This is a genomic window from Bradyrhizobium sp. FW305-F6 (genome assembly GCF_058782905.1).
Map to the genome: position 1 here is coordinate 66,044 of NZ_JBYSYD010000008.1, position 25,950 is coordinate 91,993.

25 protein-coding genes are annotated in these 25,950 nt (G+C 64.1%); 12 read left to right on the top strand and 13 right to left on the bottom strand.

The features are described from left to right. The first annotated feature begins 51 nt into the window (after positions 1-51). Together AC3WLX_RS33065 and xth are read left to right on the top strand one after the other, a co-directional pair. Entirely contained in the window at positions 52-807 is a 756-nt protein-coding gene (locus tag AC3WLX_RS33065; RefSeq protein WP_291625750.1) for an outer membrane lipoprotein carrier protein LolA, read from the top strand. A 163-nt stretch (positions 808-970) separates the two neighbouring features. Then, on the top strand, positions 971-1,786 hold the full coding sequence (gene xth, locus AC3WLX_RS33070) for an exodeoxyribonuclease III (protein WP_492339100.1): 816 nt from the start codon (positions 971-973) through the stop codon (positions 1,784-1,786). Positions 1,787-1,935: 149 nt separating this feature from the next. Here the strand turns inward: xth and AC3WLX_RS33075 are convergent, their stop codons facing one another. Then, entirely contained in the window at positions 1,936-2,379 is a 444-nt protein-coding gene (locus tag AC3WLX_RS33075) for a cyclic nucleotide-binding domain-containing protein (RefSeq protein ID WP_018646009.1), read from the bottom strand. A gap of 58 nt (positions 2,380-2,437) precedes the next feature. After that, positions 2,438-3,124, bottom strand: a complete 687-nt coding sequence (locus AC3WLX_RS33080; RefSeq protein ID WP_028348340.1) for a response regulator transcription factor — start codon at positions 3,122-3,124, stop codon at positions 2,438-2,440. 203 nt (positions 3,125-3,327) lie between these two features. Here AC3WLX_RS33080 and AC3WLX_RS33085 point away from each other — a divergent pair, with 203 nt between their 5' ends. Both AC3WLX_RS33085 and AC3WLX_RS33090 read left to right on the top strand, forming a co-directional pair. Continuing rightward, on the top strand, positions 3,328-3,897 hold the full coding sequence (locus AC3WLX_RS33085; protein WP_492339101.1) for a L,D-transpeptidase family protein: 570 nt from the start codon (positions 3,328-3,330) through the stop codon (positions 3,895-3,897). 6 nt (positions 3,898-3,903) lie between these two features. Then, positions 3,904-4,689 carry a 2-keto-4-pentenoate hydratase gene (locus tag AC3WLX_RS33090; RefSeq protein WP_492339102.1) on the top strand — a complete coding sequence of 262 codons (786 nt, stop codon included), beginning with the start codon at positions 3,904-3,906 and terminating at the stop codon, positions 4,687-4,689. A 174-nt stretch (positions 4,690-4,863) separates the two neighbouring features. Here AC3WLX_RS33090 and AC3WLX_RS33095 read toward each other — a convergent pair whose 3' ends face one another. Next, positions 4,864-5,553, bottom strand: coding sequence for a YggS family pyridoxal phosphate-dependent enzyme (locus tag AC3WLX_RS33095; RefSeq protein ID WP_492339103.1), 690 nt, complete (start codon positions 5,551-5,553; stop codon positions 4,864-4,866). Positions 5,554-5,662: 109 nt separating this feature from the next. Here AC3WLX_RS33095 and AC3WLX_RS33100 point away from each other — a divergent pair, with 109 nt between their 5' ends. After that, positions 5,663-7,366 (top strand): sensor domain-containing diguanylate cyclase, encoded by a 1,704-nt coding sequence (locus AC3WLX_RS33100; RefSeq protein WP_492339104.1) that lies wholly within the window; start codon positions 5,663-5,665, stop codon positions 7,364-7,366. Positions 7,367-7,433: 67 nt separating this feature from the next. Here AC3WLX_RS33100 and AC3WLX_RS33105 read toward each other — a convergent pair whose 3' ends face one another. Beyond that, positions 7,434-8,486, bottom strand: coding sequence for a GGDEF domain-containing protein (locus AC3WLX_RS33105; RefSeq protein ID WP_492339105.1), 1,053 nt, complete (start codon positions 8,484-8,486; stop codon positions 7,434-7,436). A 192-nt stretch (positions 8,487-8,678) separates the two neighbouring features. Between AC3WLX_RS33105 and leuS the strand changes: the two genes are divergently transcribed. The 3 genes from leuS to holA all read left to right on the top strand — a co-directional run bounded on the left by leuS (position 8,679) and on the right by holA (position 12,985). Further along, entirely contained in the window at positions 8,679-11,303 is a 2,625-nt protein-coding gene (gene leuS, locus AC3WLX_RS33110) for a leucine--tRNA ligase (protein WP_492339106.1), read from the top strand. Next, positions 11,290-11,841, top strand: coding sequence for an LPS assembly lipoprotein LptE (gene lptE / locus AC3WLX_RS33115; RefSeq protein WP_291631753.1), 552 nt, complete (start codon positions 11,290-11,292; stop codon positions 11,839-11,841). Before leuS ends, lptE begins: the two co-directional genes overlap by 14 nt. A gap of 115 nt (positions 11,842-11,956) precedes the next feature. After that, positions 11,957-12,985, top strand: coding sequence for a DNA polymerase III subunit delta (holA, locus tag AC3WLX_RS33120; RefSeq protein WP_492339107.1), 1,029 nt, complete (start codon positions 11,957-11,959; stop codon positions 12,983-12,985). A 200-nt stretch (positions 12,986-13,185) separates the two neighbouring features. Here the strand turns inward: holA and AC3WLX_RS33125 are convergent, their stop codons facing one another. The 8 genes from AC3WLX_RS33125 to AC3WLX_RS33160 form a co-directional block, all read right to left on the bottom strand. After that, entirely contained in the window at positions 13,186-14,073 is an 888-nt protein-coding gene (locus AC3WLX_RS33125) for a ParB/RepB/Spo0J family partition protein (RefSeq protein ID WP_492339108.1), read from the bottom strand. 144 nt (positions 14,074-14,217) lie between these two features. Beyond that, positions 14,218-15,087 (bottom strand): ParA family protein, encoded by an 870-nt coding sequence (locus AC3WLX_RS33130; protein ID WP_492339109.1) that lies wholly within the window; start codon positions 15,085-15,087, stop codon positions 14,218-14,220. Between the two features lie 27 nt (positions 15,088-15,114). Next, positions 15,115-15,747, bottom strand: coding sequence for a 16S rRNA (guanine(527)-N(7))-methyltransferase RsmG (gene rsmG, locus AC3WLX_RS33135; protein ID WP_492339194.1), 633 nt, complete (start codon positions 15,745-15,747; stop codon positions 15,115-15,117). A 148-nt stretch (positions 15,748-15,895) separates the two neighbouring features. After that, positions 15,896-17,776: a tRNA uridine-5-carboxymethylaminomethyl(34) synthesis enzyme MnmG gene (gene mnmG, locus AC3WLX_RS33140; RefSeq protein WP_492339110.1), complete on the bottom strand. Its 1,881-nt coding sequence runs from the start codon at positions 17,774-17,776 to the stop codon at positions 15,896-15,898. 494 nt (positions 17,777-18,270) lie between these two features. Then, entirely contained in the window at positions 18,271-19,629 is a 1,359-nt protein-coding gene (gene mnmE, locus AC3WLX_RS33145) for a tRNA uridine-5-carboxymethylaminomethyl(34) synthesis GTPase MnmE (protein ID WP_492339111.1), read from the bottom strand. A 308-nt stretch (positions 19,630-19,937) separates the two neighbouring features. Further along, the gene (gene rho, locus AC3WLX_RS33150; protein WP_008133567.1) at positions 19,938-21,203 is read right to left on the bottom strand and encodes a transcription termination factor Rho; all 1,266 of its coding nucleotides are present in this window, start codon (positions 21,201-21,203) and stop codon (positions 19,938-19,940) included. 257 nt (positions 21,204-21,460) lie between these two features. After that, positions 21,461-21,895, bottom strand: a complete 435-nt coding sequence (hemJ, locus tag AC3WLX_RS33155) for a protoporphyrinogen oxidase HemJ (RefSeq protein WP_492339112.1) — start codon at positions 21,893-21,895, stop codon at positions 21,461-21,463. 176 nt (positions 21,896-22,071) lie between these two features. Continuing rightward, complete coding sequence (locus AC3WLX_RS33160; protein ID WP_291624847.1) at positions 22,072-22,287, bottom strand: hypothetical protein; 216 nt, start codon at positions 22,285-22,287, stop codon at positions 22,072-22,074. Positions 22,288-22,353: 66 nt separating this feature from the next. On the opposite strand from AC3WLX_RS33160, the gene AC3WLX_RS33165 reads away from it, so the two are divergent. The 4 genes from AC3WLX_RS33165 to dnaQ are packed head-to-tail and all read left to right on the top strand — an operon-like array spanning position 22,354 to position 25,190. After that, positions 22,354-23,199: a pyruvate, water dikinase regulatory protein gene (locus AC3WLX_RS33165; protein WP_492339113.1), complete on the top strand. Its 846-nt coding sequence runs from the start codon at positions 22,354-22,356 to the stop codon at positions 23,197-23,199. Between the two features lie 8 nt (positions 23,200-23,207). Continuing rightward, entirely contained in the window at positions 23,208-23,816 is a 609-nt protein-coding gene (locus AC3WLX_RS33170; RefSeq protein WP_492339114.1) for a Maf family protein, read from the top strand. Between the two features lie 23 nt (positions 23,817-23,839). Continuing rightward, a complete protein-coding gene (gene coaE, locus AC3WLX_RS33175; RefSeq protein WP_492339195.1) occupies positions 23,840-24,439 on the top strand; it encodes a dephospho-CoA kinase in 600 nt (199 codons plus the stop codon). 28 nt (positions 24,440-24,467) lie between these two features. Next, complete coding sequence (gene dnaQ / locus AC3WLX_RS33180; RefSeq protein WP_291626873.1) at positions 24,468-25,190, top strand: DNA polymerase III subunit epsilon; 723 nt, start codon at positions 24,468-24,470, stop codon at positions 25,188-25,190. Here dnaQ and secB read toward each other — a convergent pair. Further along, positions 25,181-25,666, bottom strand: coding sequence for a protein-export chaperone SecB (gene secB / locus AC3WLX_RS33185; RefSeq protein WP_291626874.1), 486 nt, complete (start codon positions 25,664-25,666; stop codon positions 25,181-25,183). The two genes, dnaQ and secB, sit on opposite strands and share 10 nt — an antisense overlap. Between the last annotated feature and the right edge of the window lie 284 nt (positions 25,667-25,950).

Below are 25,950 nucleotides of genomic sequence, written 5' to 3' on the forward strand. Positions count from 1 at the left end.
AGACATCCGGACATTCGATTCGCTGCCATTATCGCCGCGCGAGGCGCGCGTCTGGCCGGCGTGCTGCTCGTGACCGCCGCGATGGTGACCGCGTCCTCGTTCGCACAGACCGTCCCGGTGCCCAAGCCCGCGCCGAAGGGGCGCGAGGGCGGCACGTCTGCGGGGGGCCCGACTGTCACCGGCGCGACCCAGACTCCGCCGAACCCGGTCATTCCGGATCCACGCCGCAACGTACCGAGCAGTATCTTCCAGACCTTCGACGCCAATCAGAAGGCGCAGGCCGCCAAGGTCAGCGCCTATCTGTCGTCGCTCCAGACCTTGGTCGGAAACTTCGTCCAGGTCGGGCCGGACGGCAGCAAGACGCAGGGCGAATTCTACATTCAGAAGCCGGGAAAGGTGCGGTTCGAATATGACGCGCCCAGCCCGATCGACATCGTCGCGGACGGATCCTCGCTGGTGGTGCGCGACCGCAAGCTCGCGACCCAGGACGTCTATCCGCTGTCGCAAACGCCGCTGCGCTTCCTGTTGTCCGACCGCATCGACCTGATGAAGGACACCAACGTCGTCGCCGTTTCGGCCGACGACGTCTTCATCAGCGTCACCATCGAGGAGAAGCAGGCCCTGGTCGGCACCAGCCGGCTGCTCCTGATGTTCGGCGCCAGGGACGGCCAATTGAAGCAGTGGACCGTCACCGATCCGCAGGGCTACGACACCACGATCGCGGTCTACAATCTGGACTCGAGCAAGAAGCTCGATCCCGGCATGTTCAAGATCGATTTCACCAATTACGGCCAGTCGCCTGGCTGATCGCGCCGCTCTCGTAGGGTGGGCAAAGGCGCGTTTGCGCCGTGCCCACCGTCTATCCTCTTCACGACCGACTCGTGGGCACGCTCCGCTTTGCCCACCCTACGATTCCGCGGCTGTGGACAAGCATTTTCCCTCCGCCAATCCATGCTAAGACGCATCTTCCATGCGGCTTTCCCTGACAACCTGGAACATCAATTCGGTGCGGCTGCGCATCGACCTGGTCGCGAAATTCCTGAAGAGCGCGCGGCCGGAGGTGCTGTGCCTGCAGGAAACCAAGTGCATCGACGACGCCTTTCCGCTGAAGCGCTTCAAGCGGCTGGGCTACGAGCACGTCGCGCTGAACGGGCAAAAAGGCTATCACGGCGTCGCCATCGTCTCCAAGATCCCGTTCGAATCGAAGGACATCCGCACCTTCTGCGAGAAGGTGGATTCGCGCCATATCTCGGTGTCGTTCGGCGAAAAGGCGGGGATCGAAAAACCGCTGGTGCTGCATAATTTCTACGTGCCCGCCGGCGGCGACATTCCCGATCCCGCGCTGAACGAGAAGTTCGACCACAAGCTTCGCTTCCTCGACGAGATGAAGGCGTGCGAGCCGCTGCATCCGCGCGGGGAAGACCGCCACATCCTGGTCGGCGACCTCAATGTCGCGCCGCACGAGAACGACGTCTGGTCGCACAAGCAGCTTCTGAAGGTCGTCTCGCACACGCCTATCGAAACCGAGAAGCTCAAGGCGGCACTCGAAGCCGGCGAATGGGTCGACGTCGCGCGCGCCCGCATCCCGATGTCGGAGAAGGTCTACACGTGGTGGAGCTACCGCTCCGCGGACTGGACCGTCGGCGACCGCGGCCGCAGGCTCGATCACATCTGGGTCTCGCGCGCGCTGAAGGATGCAGTCAGCGATTTCAGGATCCTCCGCGATGCGCGGAGCTGGGAGCGGCCGTCGGACCATGTGCCTGTGACGGTGACGCTGGAGGTGTGAGACCGCGCTGTCAGTCCGGGGCGTGACGCTTGGCGCGAGCTATGGTGCGCAATTGCGCACCTGGGAATCCATCGAGCGGCACAGACAGTGGAGGAATGGATTCCGGGCTCGCGACTTCGTCGCGCCCCGGAATGACAAGCGGAGAGAGCTCAGCTCGTCAGCTTCGCGCCCGCCATCAAGATATCGCTCGCGATCTGGCTGGAACGCACCGCGAATTCGTCGCGCAGGCGCACCGCGGCGGCGGGGTCGCTTTCGAGCACGCGCTGAAACAGGCTGCGCGCGACGCGGATGACGGAGGAATGCTCCAGCGCGATCGCACTCGACGGCCGTTTCATCGGCACCACCAATGCGAGCTCGCCGATCAGCGCGCCGGGGCCGGCGATCATTTCGGCGCCGGCGCCGTCTTCGACCCTGAAGGCGCCGCGCTGGACCACGAAGCCGGCATCGGCGTCGTCGCCGAGATTGAACAGCACGTCGCCGCGGACGAAGTCGCGCTGCTCCGAGCCAATCGCCAGCATACGCAACGAGGCGTCTCCCAACAGGCGCAATGTCGGGACACGCTCGAGAAGCGCTACATCATCGTCGATTGACATTCAGGTCCGAGGCTCGAGGGCAGGCGATCTAAAACGATTCGCGTGCCCTTCGAGCGTATCACGGCACCAGCTTGTAGCCACCGGCTTCCGTCACCAGGATTTCCGGGTTGGCGGCATCCTTCTCGATCTTCTGGCGCAGGCGGTAGATGTGGGTTTCCAACGTGTGGGTGGTGACGCCGGAATTATAGCCCCAGACCTCCTGGAGCAGGGTCTCGCGCGACACCGGCAACTGGCCGGCCCGGTAGAGGAAGCGGAGGATCGCCGTCTCCTTCTCGGTGAGGCGGACCTTGCGGGCGTTTGCCGCGGTCAGCATCTTCGAGCCGGGGCGGAAGGAGTAGGGGCCGACCGAGAACACCGCGTCCTCGCTGGCCTCGTGCTGGCGGAGCTGGGCTCGGATGCGGGCCAGCAGAACGGCGAAGCGGAAGGGCTTTGCCACATAGTCGTTGGCGCCGGACTCCAGCCCCAGGATCGTGTCAGAATCGGTGTCATGCCCGGTCAGCATGATGATCGGTGCCTTGAAGCCGCCCTTGCGCAAGGAGCGGACTACCTCGCGGCCGTCGGTGTCGGGCAGGCCGACATCCATCAGGACCAGATCGGGCGAGTTGGCCTTGGCGGCGCTCGCGCCCTTGGCGCCGGTGTCGACCGCGGAGGCTTCGAATTCTTCGTGTAGCGATAATTGCTCCACCAACGTATCGCGCAGATCGGTGTCGTCATCCACGATCAGGATCTTGCGGGCATTGGGCATGGGAGGTCATCCTTTTAGGTCCGGCTCGGCGCGCATCCAAGCCGCACCCAGCCGCGAGGGGAAGTTTTGGGGTCGCCGTTATTATTGTTGTTCGTGTTGAAGTAGTGGGCTGTTACCGATTCACAAGCCGGAACCACTCTAACCCAGAATAGCAGGGCGTTTTGATGAATGTCCTGTAATGAAGACAACATTGCATTTTTTACATGAAAAACAGAGCCGCTTCAGGGAGTTACGACAGGAATCGACGGGCGGGGCCGCTCTCCGCGATCCGCGTTAAGCCTGCTGCAGGGAATCCGCGCAGGGGTTGGCTGACGGCGGGAGCGCTGACCATCCCGGTTGCGCTGGGGCGAGGCGGTATTCTCGCCAACAAGCGCGAGGGCGATGGCGGCACCCCCAGGGGCAGCTTCCGTCCCAGGCAGTTGTGGTGGCGCGGCGACCGGCACAGCCGCCCCCGGACATTCTTGCCGGCCCGGATCATCACAGGCGCGGACGCCTGGTGCGAGGATCCGGGCGACCGTCATTATAACCAGAGCATCCGGCTCGGCGAAGGGCAGGGCGGCGATCGGCTGAAACGGGCCGACCATCTCTACGACTTCATCATCGAGATCGACCACAACACCAGACCCCGCATCGCCGGCCGCGGCAGCGCGGTGTTCCTGCACCTCGCCCGCGACAATTTCGGCCCGACCGCGGGCTGCGTCTCCATGACGAAATCTGCGATGCTGCAATTGCTGCGGCGCTTGGGTCCGCGAACGAGAATCATCATCGGGTGAGGGTACATGCTCGACAAGGATCAGATCGCCGCCGCTTCAGAAGTCCTGGTCAGACATTGGCGCGACGGCACCAAGCTCGACGCGCTGGAAGCGCGCTTGCGGCCGCAAAATCGCGCCGAGGGCTACGCCATCCAGGCCGAGCTCGAGCGACGATCGAGCGGGACCGTGTTCGGCTGGAAGATCGCAGCCACGAGTGAGGCCGGCCAGAAGCACATCAACGTCGCGGGACCGCTCGCAGGCCGCATCATGAGCGACACCATGATCGCCGACGGGGGCACCGCTGCGATGAAGGGCAACGAGATGCGCGTCGGCGAGCCGGAATTCGCCTTCCGCATGGGACGCGATCTGCCGCCGCGCGCGGCGCCGTACACCGCTCGCGAGGTGCTCGACGCCGTCCAGACCCTGCATCCCGCGATCGAGATTCCCGATTCGCGCTTTGCCGACTTCGTCAGCGCGGGCGAGGCGCAGCTCATCGCCGACAATGCGTGCGCCCATCGGTTCGTGCTGGGGGCCGCGACATCAGCGGATTGGCGCGCGATGGATCTCATCGAGGAACGGCCGCAGATCACGCTGCGCGGCGAGCGCTATGTAGGCCATGGCAGGAACGTGCTGGGCGATCCGCGCGCAGCGCTCGCCTGGCTTGCGAACGAGCTCAGCGGCCTCGGCATCACGCTGCGGGCAGGGCAGGTGGTGACCACCGGCACATGCCATCCGCCGCTGCCGATCCAGGCCGGCGATGAATTCGCAGCGGACTTTGGCGTGCTTGGGAAGGTGTCGGTGAGGTTCGTGTAGTCGCGACTCGCAGCGCTGCCGTCATTGCGAGCGCCACATTTCGCGCTCGTGCCCCGGACGCAGCGCAGCCCACTGCAGAGCCGGGGCCCATCTCGCCGCACTGTACCGTGTCGCCCTGGGTCCCGGCTCTGCGCCGCAACGCTTGAAGCGTTGCAGCTTGTCCGGGACACGACTCTACCTGTGTCCGAAGATCGCACTTCCGACGCGCACATGCGTGGCGCCGAGCATGATTGCCGTGGAGAAATCGGCGCTCATGCCCATCGAGAGATTCGCCAATCCATTGCGCGCGGCGATCTTGGCGGTGAGCGCAAAATGCGCCGCGGGCGGTTCGTCGACCGGCGGGATGCACATCAGGCCCGAGATCGTCAGCCCATAGGTGTCGCGGCAGCTCGCGAGGAACGCGTCGGCCTCCCCCGGCGCAACGCCGGCCTTCTGCGGTTCCTCGCCGGTGTTGATCTGAACGAAGAGCTGCGGGTGCTTGTCCTGGGATTCGATCTCCTTGGCTAACGCCTGGCAAATGCTCGGACGGTCGACCGAATGGATGGCGTCGAACAGCGCAACCGCCTCTTTCGCCTTGTTGGATTGCAGCGGTCCGATCAAATGCAGCGCGAGATCCGGGTAAACCGACGTTAATGCCGGCCACTTGGCTTTGGCCTCCTGCACCCGATTCTCGCCGAATACGCGCTGTCCGGCGGCGATAACCGGGACAATTGCATCCGCGGCGAAAGTCTTGGACACCGCGATCAACGTCACGGAGCCGCGATCCCGGCGCGCATCCCTGCAGGCGCGTGCAATCTCGGCTTCGACTGTGGCAAGCGCGTTTGGTGAACCGCCGGTTACCGGCGCGGTGCTGGCTTCTGTCATGACGTCTCTTGGCTGTGCTCGTCGCCCGAGTTAAGTCCAATTTTACCCAGTTCAAGAAACAGTTTTTGAACCCTTCGCTTTACCTTGGCTCGCGGGGTGGGCAGCGAAGATGGCAAACGTCAGTTTCAACCGCAAACGAGCGAAACTCAAGCAGGTTCTCGGAATCCGGGCGCGGCTTGCGTTGCTTGCGGTCATTCTCGTCACGCCCTTGATGATCGAGCGCATCCGTTCGCTCGAAGACACGCGCGTGCGGCAGATCGCGCAGGCTGCGGCTGAATTCACCACGGTGGCAAGGCACAGCGCCGACGCGCAGCGCGAGGTGATCTCGTCTGTCGAAACCATCCTGAAATCGGAAGCCTTCATCCGCGCCTCCGTCGGGGGCGTCAGCAAGAGCTGCGACGTGTTGCGCGCAAGCCTGCCGTCGAGCCTGCCGTGGATCCGCACGCTTCTGATCGCCGGCCAGGACGGGCGCATCCAATGCGCCACCAACAACATGTATGTCGGCCTCGATCTCAGCGACCGGCCTTATTTTCAGCAGGCGCAGGAAACCGGTCGCTTCGTGCTGAGCGACTTCATCCTGTCGCGGCCGCTGCAGACACCGACAGTGATTGCAGCGTATCCGGTCGCCGCCTTCAGCGGGGCGCCCGACGCCGTCGTGCTCGCCACCGTCAATCTCGAATGGATGTCGAAGGTCATGAGCAACCTGGGCGGCCGCGCCGGCATCACCGCGGTTCTGGTGGACAGCGCGGGCACCGTGCTGGCGGCCCCGGCCGATCAGCACAGCGCGGTCGGCCGCCCCCTCGACAACATGCCGCTGATGTCCGCGATCGCCGACAAGGCGCTGCGCTCCAACCAGGATGAGGGTTCGCTGTCTTTCCTCGCCGCCGACGGCTCCCGCCGTGCCGTCAGCTATATCCGCATCGCCGGCACCAATGCCCGCATGATCGCCAGCATCGACGAGGACAAGGTGTCCGCAGCGGTCAACCGCGACATCCGCACCGCCTATCTGCAGCTCGCCTTCGTCTCGCTGTTCGTGTTGCTCGGCGCGCTGATCGCGGCCGAGAAGCTCGTCATCAAGCCGATCGAGATGCTCGCCGACATGGCCAAGCGGCTCGGCGAGGGCGATCTGTCCGCCCGCGCCGCACGCAACCGGCTGCCGGCCGAATTCGTGCCGCTGGCCCGCGCCTTCAACGCAATGGCCGCGCAGCTGAGCCAGCGCGAGCGCGAGCTGATCGCGAGCAACGATCGCCTGACGGTGATGGCCTCGATCGACATGCTGTCCGGTCTCGCCAATCGCCGCGGCTTCCAGAGCCGGCTCGATTTCGAGTGGATGCGCGCGCAGCAATATGGCAGCGAGCTCGCGCTTCTGATGATCGACGTCGATCACTTCAAGCTGTTCAACGACACCTACGGGCACCTCGAAGGCGATTCCTGCCTGACCCGGCTCGGCGAGTCGCTGTCGGGCATCGCCGCGGACACGATGGGCTTTGCGGCGCGCTATGGCGGCGAGGAGTTCTGCCTGCTGCTGCCGAACACCGACGTAAACCGCGCCGTCGAGATCGGCGAGCAGGTGCGCGCGGCCGTGCTGAGGCTTTGCCTGCCGCACATCACCTCGAGCCACATGATCGTTACCGTCTCGATCGGCGTCGCCGCGACCAAGCCGAACGGGACCTTGCGTCCAGGCGATCTCATCGAAGCCGCCGACGCCGCGCTCTATGCCGCCAAGCATCATGGCCGCAACAAGGTCGTCGAGCACGGCGTGCAGGCGATCGAGATCGACGCGTCGGACACGATAATGGTGGCTAGCGCCTAAAGCGCGACGAGATTTCGATGAAGCGACGTCGTGGTTCAGCTTGGTGTTTACACATGATCTTTCCGGATCATGTTTTAGCGTGTGGACCCGCGCGATAGAGCTCGGCTTCCGTCATCACGCGATTGCGGCCGCCGCCCTTGGCGAGATAGAGCGCGCGGTCGCAACGCTCGACCAGATCGGCGATCGTCTCGCCCGTCCGGTACTGCGCCACCCCGATCGATACGCTGATGCTGGGCAGGACCTCGCCGGTCGAACGACGCGTGATCGTGGCTTCGGCGACTGCGCGCCTGATGCGCTCGGCGATCTCGGCGCAAGCGGCGAGATTGGCGTCGGGCAGCACCGCCATCAGCTCCTCGCCGCCATAGCGGGCCGACAGATCCTGCGTCCGAACCTTGTCGCGCAGCACCTTCGCGATCAGGCGCAGCACCTGGTCACCGACGCCGTGTCCGTAACTGTCGTTGAACGACTTGAAATGGTCGATGTCGAGCATGAGGACGCTGAGCGGCTCGCCCCATTCCGCCGTCGCCTGCGCCTTCCGGAGGAATTCGTCGAGCGCCCGACGGTTGGCGAGACCCGTCAGCATGTCGGTCCGGGCGCGCTCCTCCGACCTCGACAGCGAATCGCGGATCTGGTCGAGCTCGCGGGTCTTTTCCGCAAAGCCCGCTTCCAGCCGCGTCGCCCTTGTGGCGGCCCGGGCCAGCTCGTTCATCAGCTGGGCAACCAGGGCCTTCGGGTCGACACCGGCCTTGCCCTGGTCGGCGACTTCGCTGATCGCCTGCATCTGGGAGCGGTTGTCGGCGATCGCCGTCGTCAAGAACTCCATGGCCGTCCCCATCAGGGTGTGCAGCCGCTCGGACGTGTCAACGACGGCGGCACTCACCCGGGGTACGACGTAGGTCTCGAACAGATCCTGATTGGTCCGGGCGTCGAACGGGCGATTGTGGTCGATCAGGAGATCGATCGCGTTGCGCAGATCGTCATGGCTGCCGGCGAAATATCGGTACCAGACCGCGAAATTGGCGGGGGTCGGCGCGATCCGTTGTTCGGCCATGCTACGCAGCGCCCGTCCAGCGATGGAGGCGGCATAGTCGTAATCGGGATTATCGCAGCTGGAATGCATTTGCGGAAGCGCGGCCTCATTGGGCAGCAATTTGGCATCGACCCCTTAATCACACCCCAACACGGGACCACGTAGTTATGCGGAGGCGCGGGGTGAAGTTCCAAGCGGCGGCAACCCATTGACCCCCCGAGGTCTTCTATGGCCTAGTCCGCCGTCTTCAGACGGCCGAAACCACGAAAACCGAACGATTCCATGACCTCCGAACGCTACAACGCCCGCGACGCCGAACCGCGCTGGCAACGCCTCTGGGACGAGCAGGCGATCTTCGTCTCCAAGAATGATGATCCGCGGCCGAAATACTATGTGCTCGAGATGTTCCCCTACCCGTCCGGGCGCATCCATATCGGCCATGTGCGCAATTACACGCTCGGCGACGTGCTGGCCCGCTTCATGCGCGCCAAGGGCTTCAACGTGCTGCATCCGATGGGTTGGGATGCCTTCGGCCTGCCCGCCGAGAACGCCGCGATCGAGCGCAAGGTCGCGCCCAAGGCCTGGACCTACGACAACATTGCAGCGATGAAAAAGCAGCTCCGCTCGATCGGGCTGTCGCTGGACTGGTCCCGGGAGATCGCGACCTGTGATCCCAGCTATTACAAGCACCAGCAGAAGATGTTTCTGGACTTCCTGCGCGCGGGACTTGCCGAGCGCGAGAAGCGCAAGGTGAACTGGGACCCCGTCGACATGACCGTGCTCGCCAACGAGCAGGTGATCGACGGCCGTGGCTGGCGTTCCGGCGCCGTCGTCGAGCAGCGCGAGATGAGCCAGTGGGTCTTCAAGATCACGAAGTACTCGCAGGAGCTGTTGAGCGCGCTGGACGGGCTGGACCGCTGGCCCGACAAGGTGCGGCTGATGCAGCGCAACTGGATCGGCCGCTCCGAGGGTCTGCTGATCCGCTTCGCGCTGGATGCGGCGACGACGCCCGCCGGCGAGAGCGAGCTGAAGATCTTCACGACCCGCCCCGACACGCTGTTCGGCGCGAAGTTCATGGCGATCTCGGCCGATCATCCGCTGGCGCAGGCCGCCGCAGCGAAGAACCCCGAGCTTGCGGCGTTCATCGCCGAGATCAAGAAGATCGGCACCGCACAGGAGATCATCGACACCGCGGAGAAGCAGGGCTTCGACACCGGCATCCGCGCGGTGCACCCGTTCGACCCCACCTGGAAGCTGCCGGTTTATGTCGCCAATTTCGTGCTGATGGAATACGGCACCGGCGCGATCTTCGGCTGTCCCGCGCATGACCAGCGCGACCTCGACTTCGTCAACAAGTACGGCCTCGGCAACACGCCGGTGGTGTGCCCCGAAGGACAGGATCCGAAGTCATTCGTCATCACCGACACCGCCTATGACGGTGACGGGCGTATGATCAATTCGCGCTTCCTCGACGGCATGACGATCGATCAGGCCAAGGACGAGGTGGCGAAGCGGCTGGAAAGCGAACTGCGCGGCAATGCGCCGGTCGGCGAGCGCCAGGTCAATTTCCGCCTGCGCGACTGGGGCATTTCGCGCCAGCGCTATTGGGGCTGCCCTATTCCGGTCATTCACTGCCCGACATGCGACGTCGTGCCTGTGCCGGATGCCGACCTCCCGGTGAAGCTGCCTGACGATGCGACCTTCGACAAGCCCGGCAACGCGCTCGACCATCATCCGACCTGGAAGCACGTCACCTGCCCGCAATGCGGGGGCAAGGCCCAACGCGAAACCGACACCATGGACACCTTCGTGGATTCGTCCTGGTACTTCGCGCGCTTCACCGATCCCTGGAACGAGGCTTCACCCACAACGCCCGCCATCGCCAACCGGATGCTGCCGGTCGACCAGTATATCGGCGGCGTCGAGCACGCGATCCTGCATCTGCTCTACAGCCGCTTCTTCACCCGCGCGATGAAGGCGACCGGGCACATCGCGCTGGACGAGCCGTTCGCCGGCATGTTCACGCAAGGCATGGTGGTGCACGAGACCTACCAGAAGGCCGACGGCACCTATGTGCAGCCCGCCGAGGTCAAGGTCGAGGTCGGCGGCAACGGCCGCCGCGCGACGCTGTTCGCCACGGGCGAGGACATCACCATCGGTCCGATCGAGAAGATGTCGAAGTCGAAGAAGAACACCGTCGACCCCGACGACATCATCGAGACCTACGGCGCCGACGTCGCCCGCTGGTTCATGCTGTCGGATTCCCCGCCCGACCGCGACGTGATCTGGAGCGACGAGCGCGTCCAGGGCGCCTCGCGCTTCGTGCAGCGGCTATGGCGGCTGGTGAACGATGCCGTGCAGCTCGGAAAGGCCGCACCGGCGGCCCGGCCGACATCGTTCGGCCCGGATGCGACCGCCTTGCGCAAGGCCGCCCATGGCGCGCTGGACAAGGTCACCACCGGCATCGAGCGGCTGCACTTCAACGTCTGCCTTGCCCATATCCGCGAATTCGCCAACGCCTTCTCGGAGATCCTGCAGCGTCCCGGACAGCCGTCCGCTGACCTTGCCTGGGCGATCCGGGAGGCCGGCCAGATCCTGGTCCAGCTGTTCTCGCCGATGATGCCGCATCTGGCCGAGGAGTGTTGGCAGGTTCTGGGCCAAGAGGGGCTGGTCTCGGAGGCCGATTGGCCCCAAATCGAACGCGATTTGCTGGTTGAAGACAGCGTGACCCTGGTGGTCCAGGTCAACGGCAAGAAGCGGGGCGAGGTCACAGTTGCAACACTGGCCCAGAATCCGGAAATCGAGGCTGCCGTTTTGGCGCTCGATGCGGTAAAGCTGGCGCTGGACGGCAAGCCCGTCCGCAAGGTGATCATCGTCCCCAAGAGGATCGTGAATGTTGTCGGCTAGGATCCGCATCGCAGCCCGCTTGCTGGCGGTCGCCGCCCTCGCGGCGCTGACGGCCGGCTGCTTCCAGCCGATGTATGCCGAGCGGAGCGACGGGACCCCCGGCCTGCGCGAGAAGCTGATGGGCGTCGAGCTGCCGCCGATCAACAAGCCCAACGCGTCCCGCGAGGCCCGCGTCGGCGTCGAAATCCGCAACGCGCTGGCATTCAAGCTTTACGGCACCGCGACGGGCATGCCGCCGACCCACCGGCTGGACATCCGCTTCACGACGACCCGCTCCTCGCTGATCGTCAGCGCCACGACGGGACTGCCTACCAATGAGAATCTCGGCATCGACGCCCAGTACAATCTGATCGACGTCGCGACCGGCAAGTCGGTCATGACCGGCTCGACCTTCTCGCGCGTGTCCTACGACATGCCGGGCTCCTACCAGCGCTTCTCCCGCAACCGCGCCGTACGCGATGCAGAGGATCGCGCCGCCAACGAGATCGCCGAGAACATCACCACCCGGCTCGCCTCGTTCTTCACCGCGGGCACGTAAGTCATTCCCGTCATTCCGGGGCGCCCGCAGGGCGAACCCGGAATCTCGATACCCAACCTCTGGATTCCGGGCTCGCCTCTGACGAGGCGCCCCGGAATGACGTCCTTGAGGCCCGATGGTCGCACTGCGCGGAAAAGAGATCGACGCCTTCCTCGCCCGGCCCGATGCCGGCCGGCCGATCATCCTGCTCTACGGTCCCGATGCCGGCCTCGTCCGCGAGCGTGCCGATGCGCTGATCGCGTCCGGCGTCGACGATCCCAACGATCCGTTCTCGCTGGTCAAGCTCGACGGTGACGAACTCTCCGCCGAGCCCTCGCGTCTCGTCGACGAGGCCATGACGGTGCCGCTGTTCGGCGGCCGCCGCGCCATTCGCGTTCGCGCCGGCTCGCGCAGCTTTGCCAGCGGAATCGAGACCCTGGCCGAGATGAACGTGCGGGATTGCCGCATCGTGATCGAGGCCGGCGAGCTCCGCCCCGAATCGCCACTGCGCAAGACCTGCGAGAAAGCCAAGACCGCCGTCGCGATCGGCTGCTATCCCGACACCGAGCGCGACCTCGCCAGGCTGATGGAGGAGGAGCTGCGCATCGCCAATCTGCGCATCGCGCAGGACGCCCGCGCAGCGCTGATGTCGTTCCTCGGTGGTGACCGCCAAGCCTCGCGCAACGAGCTGCGCAAGCTGACGCTGTATGCGCACGGCGAGGGCGAGGTCACCCTGGACGACGTCATGGCCGTGGTCGCCGATGCCTCTGAGCTCAAGCTCGATCCGATCGTGGACGGCGCCTTTGCCGGGCGACCCGACATCGTCGAGAGCGAATTCGCAAAGGCCATGATCGCCGGCACTTACCCCGGCGTGATCATCTCCGCCGCGCAGCGCCAGGCCGCGTGGCTGCACAAATCGGCGCTCGCGATCGCCGACGGCCAGCCTGCCTCCGCCGTGCTCGACGGCGGCTTTCCACGGCTGCATTTTTCCCGCAAGCCTGCTGTCGAGACCGCGCTGCGCAATTTCAGCCCCGCGCGGCTCGCCGCCATCATCGAGCAGCTCGCAACCGCTGCGCTCGACACCCGCAGGCAATCGACGCTTGCCGCCGCCATCGCCCAGCGCACGCTGATGGCAATCGCGGCGAATGCGAAGCGGCGGGGGTAATTCAGCCCCTCGACTCTCTGCGCGTCATTGCGAGCGCACCTCTCTCCATCGTCATCGCGAGCGCCGCGAAATATCAAACCCGTCATCCTGAGGCGCGAGGGCCTCGAAGGATGAAAGGCCGAGATGCAGCCGGGCCGTCGCCCTTCGAGGGCCGCTGAAGACGCGGCCACCTCAGGGTGACGGACAGAGAGTTCATGCGTTCAAATAGCGCCCTTCGCCAGCCGCTTCATCACCTCGTCGAGCTGATCGAGGTTGCGGTAGTTGATCTGCACCGAGCCGCCGGGATCGCGATGATTGACGGTGACCTTGAGGCCGAGCGCGTCGCTGACGCGCTTCTCGAGATCGATCGTGTCAGGGTCTTTTTCCTTGCCCCCGGTGCTGCGCGCTTTCTGCGGCTTGCGCTCCGGCACACCTTCTTCATGGGCAAGCGCCTCGGCCTGGCGGACGTTGAGGCCCTCCTCGACGATGCGCTTGGCCGCAGCGAGCGGATCGGGAACGCCGATCAGCGCGCGGGCGTGGCCGGCCGTCAACTCACCGGTCGCGATGAAAGCCTGCACCTCGGCCGGCAGCTTCGTCAGCCGCATCATGTTGGCGACATGGCTGCGGCTCTTGCCGACGACCTTCGCAATCTCTTCCTGGCTGCGTTTGAACTCGTTGGCGAGCGCGTGGTAGCCTTGCGCCTCCTCCATCGGGTTGAGGTCCTCGCGCTGCACGTTCTCGACGATGGCGAACTCCAGCGCATCGCTGTCGCTGATGTCGACCGGGACGATCGGCACTTCGTGCAGGCCGGCCATCTGCGAGGCGCGCCAGCGCCGTTCGCCGGCGATGATCTCGTAGCGGTCCTGCGCGCCCTTCACCGGACGCACCACGATCGGCTGGATCACGCCATGCTGCTTGATGGAGTCGCTGAGCTCCTTCAGCTCGGTGTCCGAAAAGGTGCGTCGCGGATTGCGCGGATTGGCCTTGATGAATTCGATCGGCACCTTGCGCTGCGCGCGCGGACGGTCGACATGCTGCGCCTCGCCGCCGACGTCGCCGATCAGACTTGCAAGACCCCGGCCCAGTCGCGAACGCGCTTCGTCGGCCATCGCCAGCTCCCTTGGATTCACGGTGCAGCACTCCAGAACTGAATTTCGAATCGTAGGGTGGGTTAGCGAAGCGTGCCCACCCGTTGCTCATGCGTGGAAGACGGTGGGCACGGCGAAGACGCCTTTGCCCACCCTACGGCATCGTCAATGCGTCGTGCGCAGCTCGCGCTCGCGCTGGATCACTTCGGTGGCGAGGCGCAAGTAGGCTTCGCTGCCGACGCATTTGAGGTCGTAGACCAGCACCGGCTTGCCGTAGGACGGCGCTTCCGAAATGCGCACGTTGCGCGGGATCATGGTCTTGTAGACCTTCTCGCCCATGAACTGGCGGACGTCGGCGACGACCTGGTTGGAGAGGTTGTTGCGCGAGTCGAACATGGTCAGCACGATGCCGTGGATCGACAGGTTCGGATTGAGCGTCGAACGCACCTGCTCCACAGTCTGCAGGAGTTGCGACAGACCTTCGAGCGCGAAGAACTCGCACTGCAGCGGCACCAGGATCGCATCCGACGCGGCCATCGCGTTGACGGTGAGCAGGTTGAGCGAGGGCGGGCAGTCGATCAGCACATAGGTGTAGTCGGCGTCGGGCGAGACGTTGTTGTTGAGCGCGCCGATCGCGTCGCGCAACTTGAAGGCGCGGCCGGGCGTGGTCCCGAGTTCGAGCTCGAGGCCGGAGAGGTCCATGGTCGAGGGCGCGATGTGCAGGCGCGGCACGGCGGTCGAGACCACGGCCTCGCGCAAGGCCGCTTCGCCAACGAGCACGTCATAGGTCGAGCAGGATCGGTTGCGGCGGTCGATGCCGAGGCCGGTCGAGGCGTTGCCCTGCGGATCAAGATCGACGATCAGGACGCGCTCACCGATCGCCGCGAGCGCCGTACCGAGATTAATCGCTGTGGTTGTCTTGCCGACGCCGCCCTTCTGGTTGGCCAGCGCCAGGATGCGCGGGTGGCCGTGTGGGACCTCGGCTGGCTTGTCCTGGGCCGCCTGCTCTTGCTGCGGTTCGTCAATCACACTCATCGCAATTCCCCAATCACCCCTGAACGCTCAGCTGTGCCGTTCGGCGGCATCCAGCTCTACGATCCAGCCGTCGCCCGTGCGGCTTTGGTGGAGCTGTGGCTGAATATTCCAATATTTAGCGGCTTCGGTCAATTCAGCCTCTACATCTTGACCCTTGAGAAACAACGCCTTTGCGCCCTGACGCATCAGCGGCTCCGCAAAGCCGATGAGTTGGTGTAGCGGAGCCAGTGCGCGCGCGGTGACGCAATCGACGGGGCCGGTGATTCTATCCACATTATCCCCGATCTCAGCGAGATGTACGACTCCCGGAGATGTGGTGACGCGGATCGCTTCGCGCAAAAACGCCGCCTTCTTGGCGATGCGCTCAACCAGATGGACGCTCGCACCCGGCGTCCCTGCCATAACGCAGGCCAGGACGACGCCGGGAAAGCCGCCGCCGCTACCGAGGTCGGCCCACCGCTTTGCGGATGGCGCGAGATCCACGAGCTGAAGCGAGTCGGCGATGTGGCGGGTCCAGAGCTGCGGCAGCGTTGAGGGCGCGACCAGATTGGTCTTGGCCTGCCACTCCCGGAGCAAAGCGATGTAGCGATCAAGCCGCGCCTCCGTTTCATGTGAAACGGGAGCGAGCTTCAAGGCTGCGGCCTTATCGGCGGCGATGATGGCGTCGAGCGCCTGATCGTTGGCGCTGGCCTTGTCGATCTTCGGTCTGGCCGGCGCCGCACTTGCTCCAGGCCCTGCGCCTTCGCCCGCTCCGGGTCGTCGCGATAACGGTCTGTCCCCGCCGCGTCCGCGTTGTTTCACGTGAAACCTATGCGATGGCCCTAGAGGATTTCCGTGCCTCGCGGCGGAGATAGGCCGCGAGAATGCCGAGCGCGGCCGGTGTCACGCCGTCGATCCGGCCGGCCTGGCCGAGAGTGAACGGCCGGGCCTTCTCCAGCTTGGCCCGGACCTCGTTGGAGAGACCGGGGACGAGGCTGTAATCGACCTCCGACAGCACCATCCCCTCGTCACGCCGGAAGGCTTCGACGTCCGCGCTCTGGCGCTCCAGATAAACATCGTACTTGGCGTCGATCTCGAGATGGGTCGCAATGACCGGGTCGATGGCAGACAGCTCCGGCCAGATCGTGCGGACCTGGCCCCAGCCGATCTCGGGATAGGCCAGCAGCTCGAAGGCCGAGCGGCGCTGACCATCCCGGTTGAGGGAGAGCCCGTGCTTGATGGCCTCGTTCGGCGTGATGGACAGCGACTTCGAGAGCGTCCGGGCCGCGTTCAGAGCTTCCATCTTGGCACGATGGTGCTGCGTCCGGGCACGGCCGACACAACCCAAGGCGATACCCTTCTCGGTCAGGCGCTGGTCCGCGTTGTCGGCCCTCAGCGTGAGTCGGTACTCCGCCCGGGAGGTGAACATCCGATAGGGTTCGCTGATCCCACGAGTGACGAGGTCGTCAATCATCACGCCGAGATAGCCATCGGCACGGTCAAACACGGTCAATGCGGCGCCGCTGGCAGAGAGCGCGGCGTTCAGGCCAGCCACGATGCCCTGCCCGGCCGCCTCTTCGTAACCGGTGGTGCCGTTGATCTGCCCGGCCAGGAACAGACCGCGCAGACGCTTCGTCTGCAGGGTCGGATCGAGCTCGCGGGGATCGATGTGGTCGTATTCGATGGCGTAGCCCGGGCGGACCATCTTCACCCGCTCCAGACCCGGGATGCTGGCGAGGATCGCGAGCTGGACCTCCTCGGGAAGCGAGGTCGAGATGCCGTTCGGATAGACCGTGCTGTCGTCGAGACCTTCCGGCTCCAGAAAGATCTGGTGGCCGTCGCGGTCGCCAAAGCGGACGATCTTGTCCTCGATCGAGGGGCAATATCGTGGGCCGGAGCTCTTGATCTGGCCGGAGTACATCGGGGAGCGATGGACATTGGCCCGGATCACTTCATGGGTCGCGGCCGTGGTCCGGGTGATGCCGCACTGGATCTGGGGCGTCGTGATCCGCTCGGTCATCACCGAGAACGGCTCCGGCGGCTCGTCTCCGGGTTGCATCTCGACCGCGGACCAGTCGATCGTGGTGCCGTCGAGGCGCGGCGGCGTACCGGTCTTCAGCCGTCCCAGGGTAAAGCCGGCGCGCTCAAAGGACGTCGAAAGCCCCATTGCGGGGGCCTCTCCGACCCGCCCGGCCGGCCAGGTCTTCTCACCCAGATGGATCAGCCCGCGCAGGAAGGTGCCGGCGGTGACGACGACAGCCCCGGCCAGGAGCGTGCGGCCATCCGCCAAGCGCACTCCGATCACCCGTCCCTCAACCACGATCAACTCGTCCGCCTCGCCCTCGATAACGGACAGACCCGCTGTTTCCCGGATCGCGGCCTGCATCGCCGCCGCATAGAGCTTCCGGTCGGCCTGGGCCCGGGGGCCACGGACCGCGGGGCCCTTGCGGCGATTGAGGACGCGAAACTGGATGCCGCCGGCATCGGCGACCCGGCCCATCAGACCATCGAGCGCATCGACCTCGCGGACGAGATGACCCTTGCCGAGCCCGCCGATGGCGGGATTGCAGGACATGGCGCCGATCGTGGAAAACCGGTGGGTGACCAGGGCGGTCGAGGCGCCCATTCGAGCGGAAGCAGCCGCGGCCTCACAGCCGGCGTGGCCGCCGCCAATCACGATGACGTCGAAGCTCTCTCGCTCTGTTCGCATGGGCGGACTTCTATCTCAGAGGCGGTGAGGCCGGAAGGGAAAACTAGGTGTGAGTGTTTCACGTGAAACCGAACGTGTAAGCGAGAGTTCAATGCGATTCGCGCAAACAACCCCATGCACAGTAGGAGGGGTGTTGGAGAGACTGCGGTTTCACGTGAAACCAAACCCAGGGCAATGACAGCGCACCGATTCTACGCCGCGAAGAGCGGAGCGGGGCATTGACCCTCGGATGCCGTTGTTGCCCCCTCGCGCCGGAGAACTCCAAAGCCCTTCACAGGGACCTCGGATTCTACAATCGTCTCGCAATCATGAAATTGCGCGCGGCCGTCCTAACTTCCCGCTCTTTTTTGGGAGCGAGATCGCGGACGTGGCTGGATTCATGAGGGGTCTGTTTCACGTGAAACAGCTAGACAGATGGCCGAAGCACCGCATCAGTATTTCACGTGAAACAGAAGAAATGGAACAAATTCTAATTCTACAATGTAGAACTAGATCTACTTTCCAATGCAGAATTTATGGAAGATTGCACCCAGGACGTCCTCGACGTCCACTCGGCCCAACAACCGGCCGAGTGCAAAAGCTGCGGCACGCAGCTCTTCGGCGGCCAACTCCTCACCGTCTTCTACAAGGTCCAGACTCCGGCGCAAGCTGTCTGAGGCCTGGGTCAACAAATCGCGCTGGCGCACGCGAGTCACCATGGCGCCCTCGGTGCTGGTTCCGAAGAAATCCGACGCGAATGCCACCAGCGCATTCACCAGCTCGGAAACGCCGTCACCCCGGCTCGCCGATATCCCGAACTCCCCGTTCGGCCTGATGTCCCCTGAGGCACCAAGATCGATCTTGTTGCGCACGATCCAAACCGACCCCTGCGACCGATCGCGGTCCTGGAATCTCCGAAGTGCCGGCACGGCGCTGGGATCGACCGCCTGCGCGCCCTCCACCAGCCACAGCACCAGATCGGCGTCCTCGGCCCGCGCACGTGCCCGGCGCACGCCTTCCTGCTCCACGGGATCGTCAGTCTCCCGAATGCCCGCGGTATCGATCATTGTGACCGGATAGCCTTCGAGATCGAGCTGCACCTCGATCACGTCGCGCGTGGTGCCGGCGTGCGGCGAGACGATGGCGACGTCGCGGTGCGCGAGCTGGTTGATCAGCGTCGACTTGCCGACATTCGGCGCGCCGGCGATAGCAACCACGAGACCGTCGCGCAGCCGTTCAGAACGTCCCTGTGCCGCAAGGACCTCTTGGATTTCCTCATACAGCGCCTTGATCGCCTTGACGGCCGGCGCCCTCAATTCGACCGGCACGTCGCCTTCATCGGAGAAATCGATGCCGGCCTCGATCAATGCCGAAGCCTCGATGATGCGCTCGCGCCAATCGCGTGCGCGATCGCCGAGCAGCCCCTGCAACTGGCGCAGCGCCTGGCGGCGCTGTCGGTCGGTATCGGCGTGGATGAGATCGTCGAGACCCTCCGCTTCGGTGAGGTCGAGCTTGCCGTTCTCGAACGCCCGCCGCGTGAACTCGCCGGGCTCGGCTGGTCGCGTATTCGTAAAAGCCGAAATCGAGGTGAGGAGCGCGGCCAGCACGGCACGGCCGCCGTGAACGTGGAATTCGGCGATATCCTCGCCCGTGGCGCTGCCCGGCCCGGGAAACCAGAGCACGACGGCGTCGTCGATCGGTTGTCCCCGGGAATCGCGGAGCAGCCGGCGGCTCGCCTGCCGCGGCGCGGGCAGCTTGCCGGCGAGCGTCGTCAGCACCTGAGAGGCCTGAGAGCCCGAGACGCGGACCACCGCGATCGCGCTCGGTGCCCGGCCAGAGGACAGGGCAAATATAGTCTGGTCTCGCGGATGCATGGCTTATTTGTCCGGCTGCACGCGAAAAGGCAACCATCCCACTCCGCCGCCCGGATTGGGGAAATGCTGCAGAAAACTCGCAGCACCACCCATGTTGCGTCGCAATAAATCCGCAGCATTGTGCTGCAAACCTGCCTGCCGCACGATCGGGCAGCCAGCGATAAGTCAAAACTTATTCTGCGATATCAACAGCATACCGAGGCAACAGACCAAGTGGCAGGATCGGGTCCATGCTGCACGATCCCCGCAGCAAGACCGCAAAACAAAAGGGCGCCCGAAGGCGCCCCAACGTCTTTGCTGCACTGCACTCAGGTGTTCATGGAATCGAAGAACTCCGAATTGCTCTTGGTCGAACGCAGCTTGTCGAGCAGGAAGTCGATCGCGTCCATCGTACCCATCGGATTGAGGATGCGGCGGAGCACGTACATCTTCTTGAGCACCTGCGGATCGGTGATGAGCTCCTCCTTGCGGGTGCCGGAGCGCGAGATGTCGATCGCCGGGAAGGTCCGCTTGTCCGAGACCTTGCGGTCCAGGATCAGTTCCGAGTTACCGGTACCCTTGAACTCTTCGAAGATGACTTCGTCCATGCGGCTGCCGGTATCGACCAGCGCGGTCGCGATGATGGTCAGCGAGCCACCCTCCTCGATGTTGCGCGCGGCACCGAAGAAGCGCTTCGGGCGCTGCAGCGCGTTGGCATCGACACCGCCGGTCAGCACCTTGCCGGATGACGGCACCACGGTGTTATAGGCGCGGCCGAGGCGGGTGATCGAATCGAGCAGGATGACGACGTCGCGGCCATGCTCCACGAGGCGCTTGGCTTTCTCGATCACCATTTCGGCGACCTGGACGTGACGCACCGCCGGCTCGTCGAAGGTCGAGGAAACCACCTCACCCTTCACCGAGCGCTGCATGTCCGTGACTTCTTCCGGACGCTCGTCGATCAGGAGGACGATCAGATAGCACTCAGGATGATTGTGCGTGATCGAGTGCGCGATGTTCTGCATCAAGACGGTCTTGCCGGTGCGCGGCGGCGCGACGATCAGCGCGCGCTGGCCCTTGCCGATCGGCGCGACGATGTCGATCACACGCGCAGACAGGTCCTTTCGCGTGGGATCGTCGATCTCCATGCGGAAGCGCTGATTCGGAAACAGCGGCGTGAGGTTGTCGAAATTGACCTTGTGCTTGGCCTTTTCCGGGTCCTCGAAATTGAGCGTGTTGACCTTCAGCAGCGCGAAATAGCGCTCGCCCTCCTTCGGGCTGCGGATGTGACCCTCGATGGTGTCGCCGGTGCGCAGGCCGAAACGGCGGATCTGCGAGGGCGACACGTAGATGTCGTCGGGGCCCGGCAGATAATTCGCATCGGGAGATCGGAGAAAGCCGAAGCCGTCGGAGAGAACTTCAACGACGCCCTGGCCGACAATATCGGTCTCGGCGAGCGCGAGCTGCTTGAGGATGGCGAACAGCAGCTCCTGCTTGCGCATGGTGCTGGCATTCTCGACCCCGTTCTCCTCTGCGAACGAGACGAGCTCGGCCGGCGTCTTGGACTTGAGGTCTTCGAGTTTAATTTCCCGCATTGGGGTGGTCCTGTGGGGTAACCTGAAAAGAGGGGGGGTGCGAGGAGGCTCTGAAATGCGGACGCGAGCAGGTGCAGGTAAGGTCCGCAGGTCTAGCAAGGTGAGTGCCGGTGGGGCTTCAAACCTGATGCGGTGTCCGGCCGCTGGAAAGCTCGGACACAACCACATCCGCCTGCGTTGGGTGGGATATCGACAATATAGAAAATCGCTCGCCGCTCCGCAAGCCGAAGCGCTGAACCAATCGTCGCGCAGGCTGCCTAGAACGGCTTCACGATCACCAAGATGACGATCAAGATCATCAGGACAGTCGGCACCTCATTGATTATACGATAGAATTTCTGGCTACGCAGGCGCCGGTCGGCAGCAAAATCCTTCACCCAGCGGGAAAAAAATCCGTGGAACGCCGACAGCACCAGGACCAGTGCCAGTTTTACGTGCAACCAGCCGAACGAAAACCAATGACCGGACCAGGCCAGAAAAAGCCCGGCGAGCCAGGTCACCGTCATGGCGGGGTTGATGATCGCCTTGAGCAGCCGACGCTCCATGATCTTGAACGTCTCCGACTGCTTCGAGCCGATCTCGGCCTCGCAATGATAGACGAACAGCCGCGGCAGGTAGAGCATGCCGGCCATCCAGGCGATGACGGCGATGACATGCAGCGCCTTGATCCAGAGATAGACGTCTTCGAACATTTTTGTGGTCCGGATGGAGGGCCAGCTCGGGAACGCTGGGGATAGTAAGAACTCGTTAAGGTCTTACCCTGCACACATATCCGTCCGAGGTGCCTTCCTCAAACCTAGAATCTTAGATTCTTAAGGTTTGAGTCTATGTGACCGTGAATTGGACTCACACAATTCCGTCCGCACGTTCACGCGCGCTTGTTCACATCGATCCACATATCCTGGATCACTCTGGCGACTTCCGATAAGTCAGCCGGCTTCAAAGGCTTGCGCATTTCCTTCGGCAGCTTATCAAGGGGGTTGTCCGCGTAATCCCGCTTCTCTTGCGGCAAGGCGCCGGACTTGTTCTGCCGGGCAGTGGTGTGAACAAAATCGGCACTTGTCCCGCCCCCGGTGTCGCACATCCCTTTCTGAGGGGTTAAGCTCCACAGAAATCCACAAACCACCCCAACGAAATACAAAGGGTTTTGGTGCCGACTTCGAACAATTATTTCCATCTCCACCTGGTCTCAGACTCCACGGGTGAGACGCTGATCACCGTCGCGCGTGCGGTCGCGGCCCAATACGCCAACGTGACTCCGGTCGAGCACGTCTATCCGCTGGTGCGGAGCCAAAAGCAGCTCGACCGCGTGCTCGACGAGATCGAGGAAGCTCCGGGAATCGTGCTCTTCACGCTGCTCGAGAAGGATCTGGTCGCCCGGCTCGAGGACAAGTGCAAGGAGATCAATGTTCCGAGCCTGTCGATCATCGGTCCGGTGATGCAGCTGTTCGAAGCCTATCTGGGAGCTGCGACCACCGGCCGGGTCGGCGCCCAGCACGTGCTCAACGCGGAATATTTCAAGCGCATCGACGCCCTGAACTACACCATGATCCATGACGACGGCCAACACGTCGAAGGTCTTAACGAAGCCGACGTGGTTCTGGTCGGCGTGTCCCGTACCTCGAAGACGCCGACCTCGATCTATCTCGCCAATCGCGGCATCCGCACCGCCAACGTGCCGCTGGTTCCGGGCATTCCGGTTCCCTCACAGCTGGAGACGCTGACGCGGCCACTGGTCGTTAGCTTGCATGCGACCCCCGAACGCCTGATCCAGATCCGCCAGAATCGCTTGCTCTCCATGGGCGCTGAATCCGGCAGCGGCAGCGACACCTATATCGACAGGCAGTCGGTCACCGAGGAGGTCGCGTTCGCGCGGAAGCTGAGTGCCAAGCATGACTGGCCACTGCTGGACGTCACGCGCCGCTCGATCGAGGAAACCGCGGCGGCGATCATGAAGCTCTACAGCGATCGCCAGCGCAACCGGCCGTCCGAGTAGTTTTCCCGATGGGTCTGTGGCTCGGCAAATCTCCCTTGATCCTGGCCTCCCAGAGCAGTGCGCGAAAAATGCTGCTCGCCAATGCCGGGCTGGAATTCAAGGCGATCACCGCCGATATCGACGAGCGCGGCATTCAGGCGGCATCGAAGCTGTCGAGCCCGCGCGAGATCGCTCTGTTGCTCGCGCGTGAAAAGGCCAAGGCCGTCTCCGCGCACCATCTGGGAAGCCACGTGATCGGCGCGGACCAGACGTTGGCCCTTGGAATGCGTCTCTTCAACAAGCCCGCCGGCCGCGACCAGGCGATGGCGCAATTGCGTGACCTCGCCGGCAACAGCCACGAGCTGCATTCCGCCGTTGCCGTGGCGCATGACGCCGAGATCGTGTTCGAGGATGTCTCGGTGGCCCGCATGACCATGCGAGAGATGACCGAGGCCGAGGTGTCGGCCTATCTCGACGCGGCCGGCGAGGCCGTCACCACCAGCGTCGGCGCCTATCAGCTCGAGGGCCTCGGCATCCACCTGTTCGAGCACATCGAGGGCGACCATTTCACCATTCTCGGTCTGCCGCTATTGCCGCTGCTTGCGTTCCTGCGCCGCGAGCGGCTAGTTGCGGTGTGAATGACGGACATGGCTGGACGATGATGCGGATCCTCGGACTGACAGGCTCGATCGGGATGGGCAAATCCACCACGGCGAAACTGTTCGCCGAAGCCGGTGTTCCCGTCTACGACGCCGATGCTGCCGTGCATCAGCTCTATGAGGGCGAGGCCGCGCCCGCGATCGAGGCCGCCTTCCCCGGCACCACTGTCAACGGCAAGGTCGACCGGCCAAAACTCTCGGGGCGCGTGGTGCACGATCCCGCCGCCATCAAGCAGCTCGAGCAGATCGTCCATCCGATGCTCGGCGCCTCACGGCAAAAATTCTTCGCCGATGCCGAGGCCGCCAGAGCTCCGGTTGTGGTGCTGGACATCCCGCTACTGTTCGAGACCGGCGGAGAGAAGCGCGTCGATGCCGTGGTCGTGGTGTCGACCTCGCCGGAACTGCAGCGCCAGCGCGTGCTGGCGCGCGGCACGATGGACGAGGCCAAACTCGATGCCATCATCGCCAAGCAGCTGCCGGATGCCGAAAAGCGCAAGCGGGCGGATTTCGTGGTGGATACATCGCACGGACTCGAGCCGGTGCGGGCGCAAATCGCGCACATCCTGGCCGAGGTCGTTAAGATGCCGCAGCGGCGAACCTGATTCGCCGTCTCAGACGGCTTCTTGAAACATGCGCGAAATCGTCCTCGATACCGAAACAACCGGCCTCGATCCGCTTCGCGGCGACCGCCTGGTCGAAATCGGCTGCGTCGAGATCTTCAACCGCATGCCGACCGGGCAGAGCTATCACGTCTATATCAATCCCGAGCGGGACATGCCTGCCGAAGCGTTCGCGGTGCATGGATTGTCGTCCGAATTCCTGGCGACCAAGCCGTTGTTCCACGAGGTCGCCGACGAGTTTCTCGCCTTCATCGGCGATGCCCCGCTGGTGATCCACAACGCCTCGTTCGACATCGGCTTCATCAATGCCGAGCTCGACCGGATCAAGCGCGCCGCGATCCCGCGCGAGCGGCTGGTCGATACGCTGCTGCTGGCGCGCCGCAAGCATCCCGGCGTGTCCAACCGGCTCGACGATCTCTGCTCGCGCTATGCGATCGACAATTCACACCGCACCAAGCACGGCGCGTTGCTGGACGCCGAGCTGCTGGCCGAGGTCTATGTCGATCTGGTCGGGGCGCGGCAGTCTCAGCTGCTGCTGGCCTCGGAGGCCGAGGAAATCAGAGTCAGCAGCACCGGCGATGCGCCGCGGCGGCAACGTCTGGTGCCGCTCGCGCCGCGGATATCGGAGGCCGAGCGCGAGGCCCATCGGGCCTTCATTGCGACGCTCGGCGACAAGGCGATCTGGAACGAGTACTTGCCCGCCCCAGCCGCGGTGGCAGCCGCTCAGGCCTGACCGGCTTGGCCCTGGGCGGCCATTTGCCGCTCCATGTTCTGCCGATAGAGACCGACGAAATCGACCGGGTCCAGCATCAAGGGCGGGAACCCGCCGTCGCGCACTGCGGTCGCGATGATCTCGCGGGCGAACGGGAACAAGAGACGCGGGCACTCGATCATGACCACCGGATGCAGTTGCTCCTTCGGCACGTTGGCGATCCGGAACACACCGGCATAGGCGAGCTCGAACGAGAACATCACTTTACCGGCGGTCTCGGCCTTGCCCTCGACCGACAGCGTCACCTCGTACTCGGTTTCGCTGAGATTGTTGGCGTTGACGTTGATCTGGATGTTGATCTGCGGCGGCTGGCTCTGCTGCTGCAGCGAGCTTGGCGCATTGGGATTTTCGAACGAGAGGTCCTTGGTATATTGCGCCAGCACGTTGAGCTGGGGAGCCTGGGCCGCCTCGGGAGGGGTGCCGTTACCGTTGGTCATAAGAGTCTCTCCTTACCCGATTTGGGCTGAATTTCGCGGCGGTTGGCTAACATAGGGCCGGCTCGTTCCACAAGGACGAACGGTCCCGGGCGGGATTTGCACCCCTGCCCATGGCTGTGACGTTCATTCTGCCTTTCCCGCGAAATTGTGCCTTAAACAATTGAAGACGCGCGATTTCCGGGCTGGATCGGGTTTCCCCTTAAGCATAAACGCGCTACACTCGCTGCTGTGCCAAAAGGCGCCATTGGCCGGGCAAGATTTCGTGCCTACATCCCACGGACCGA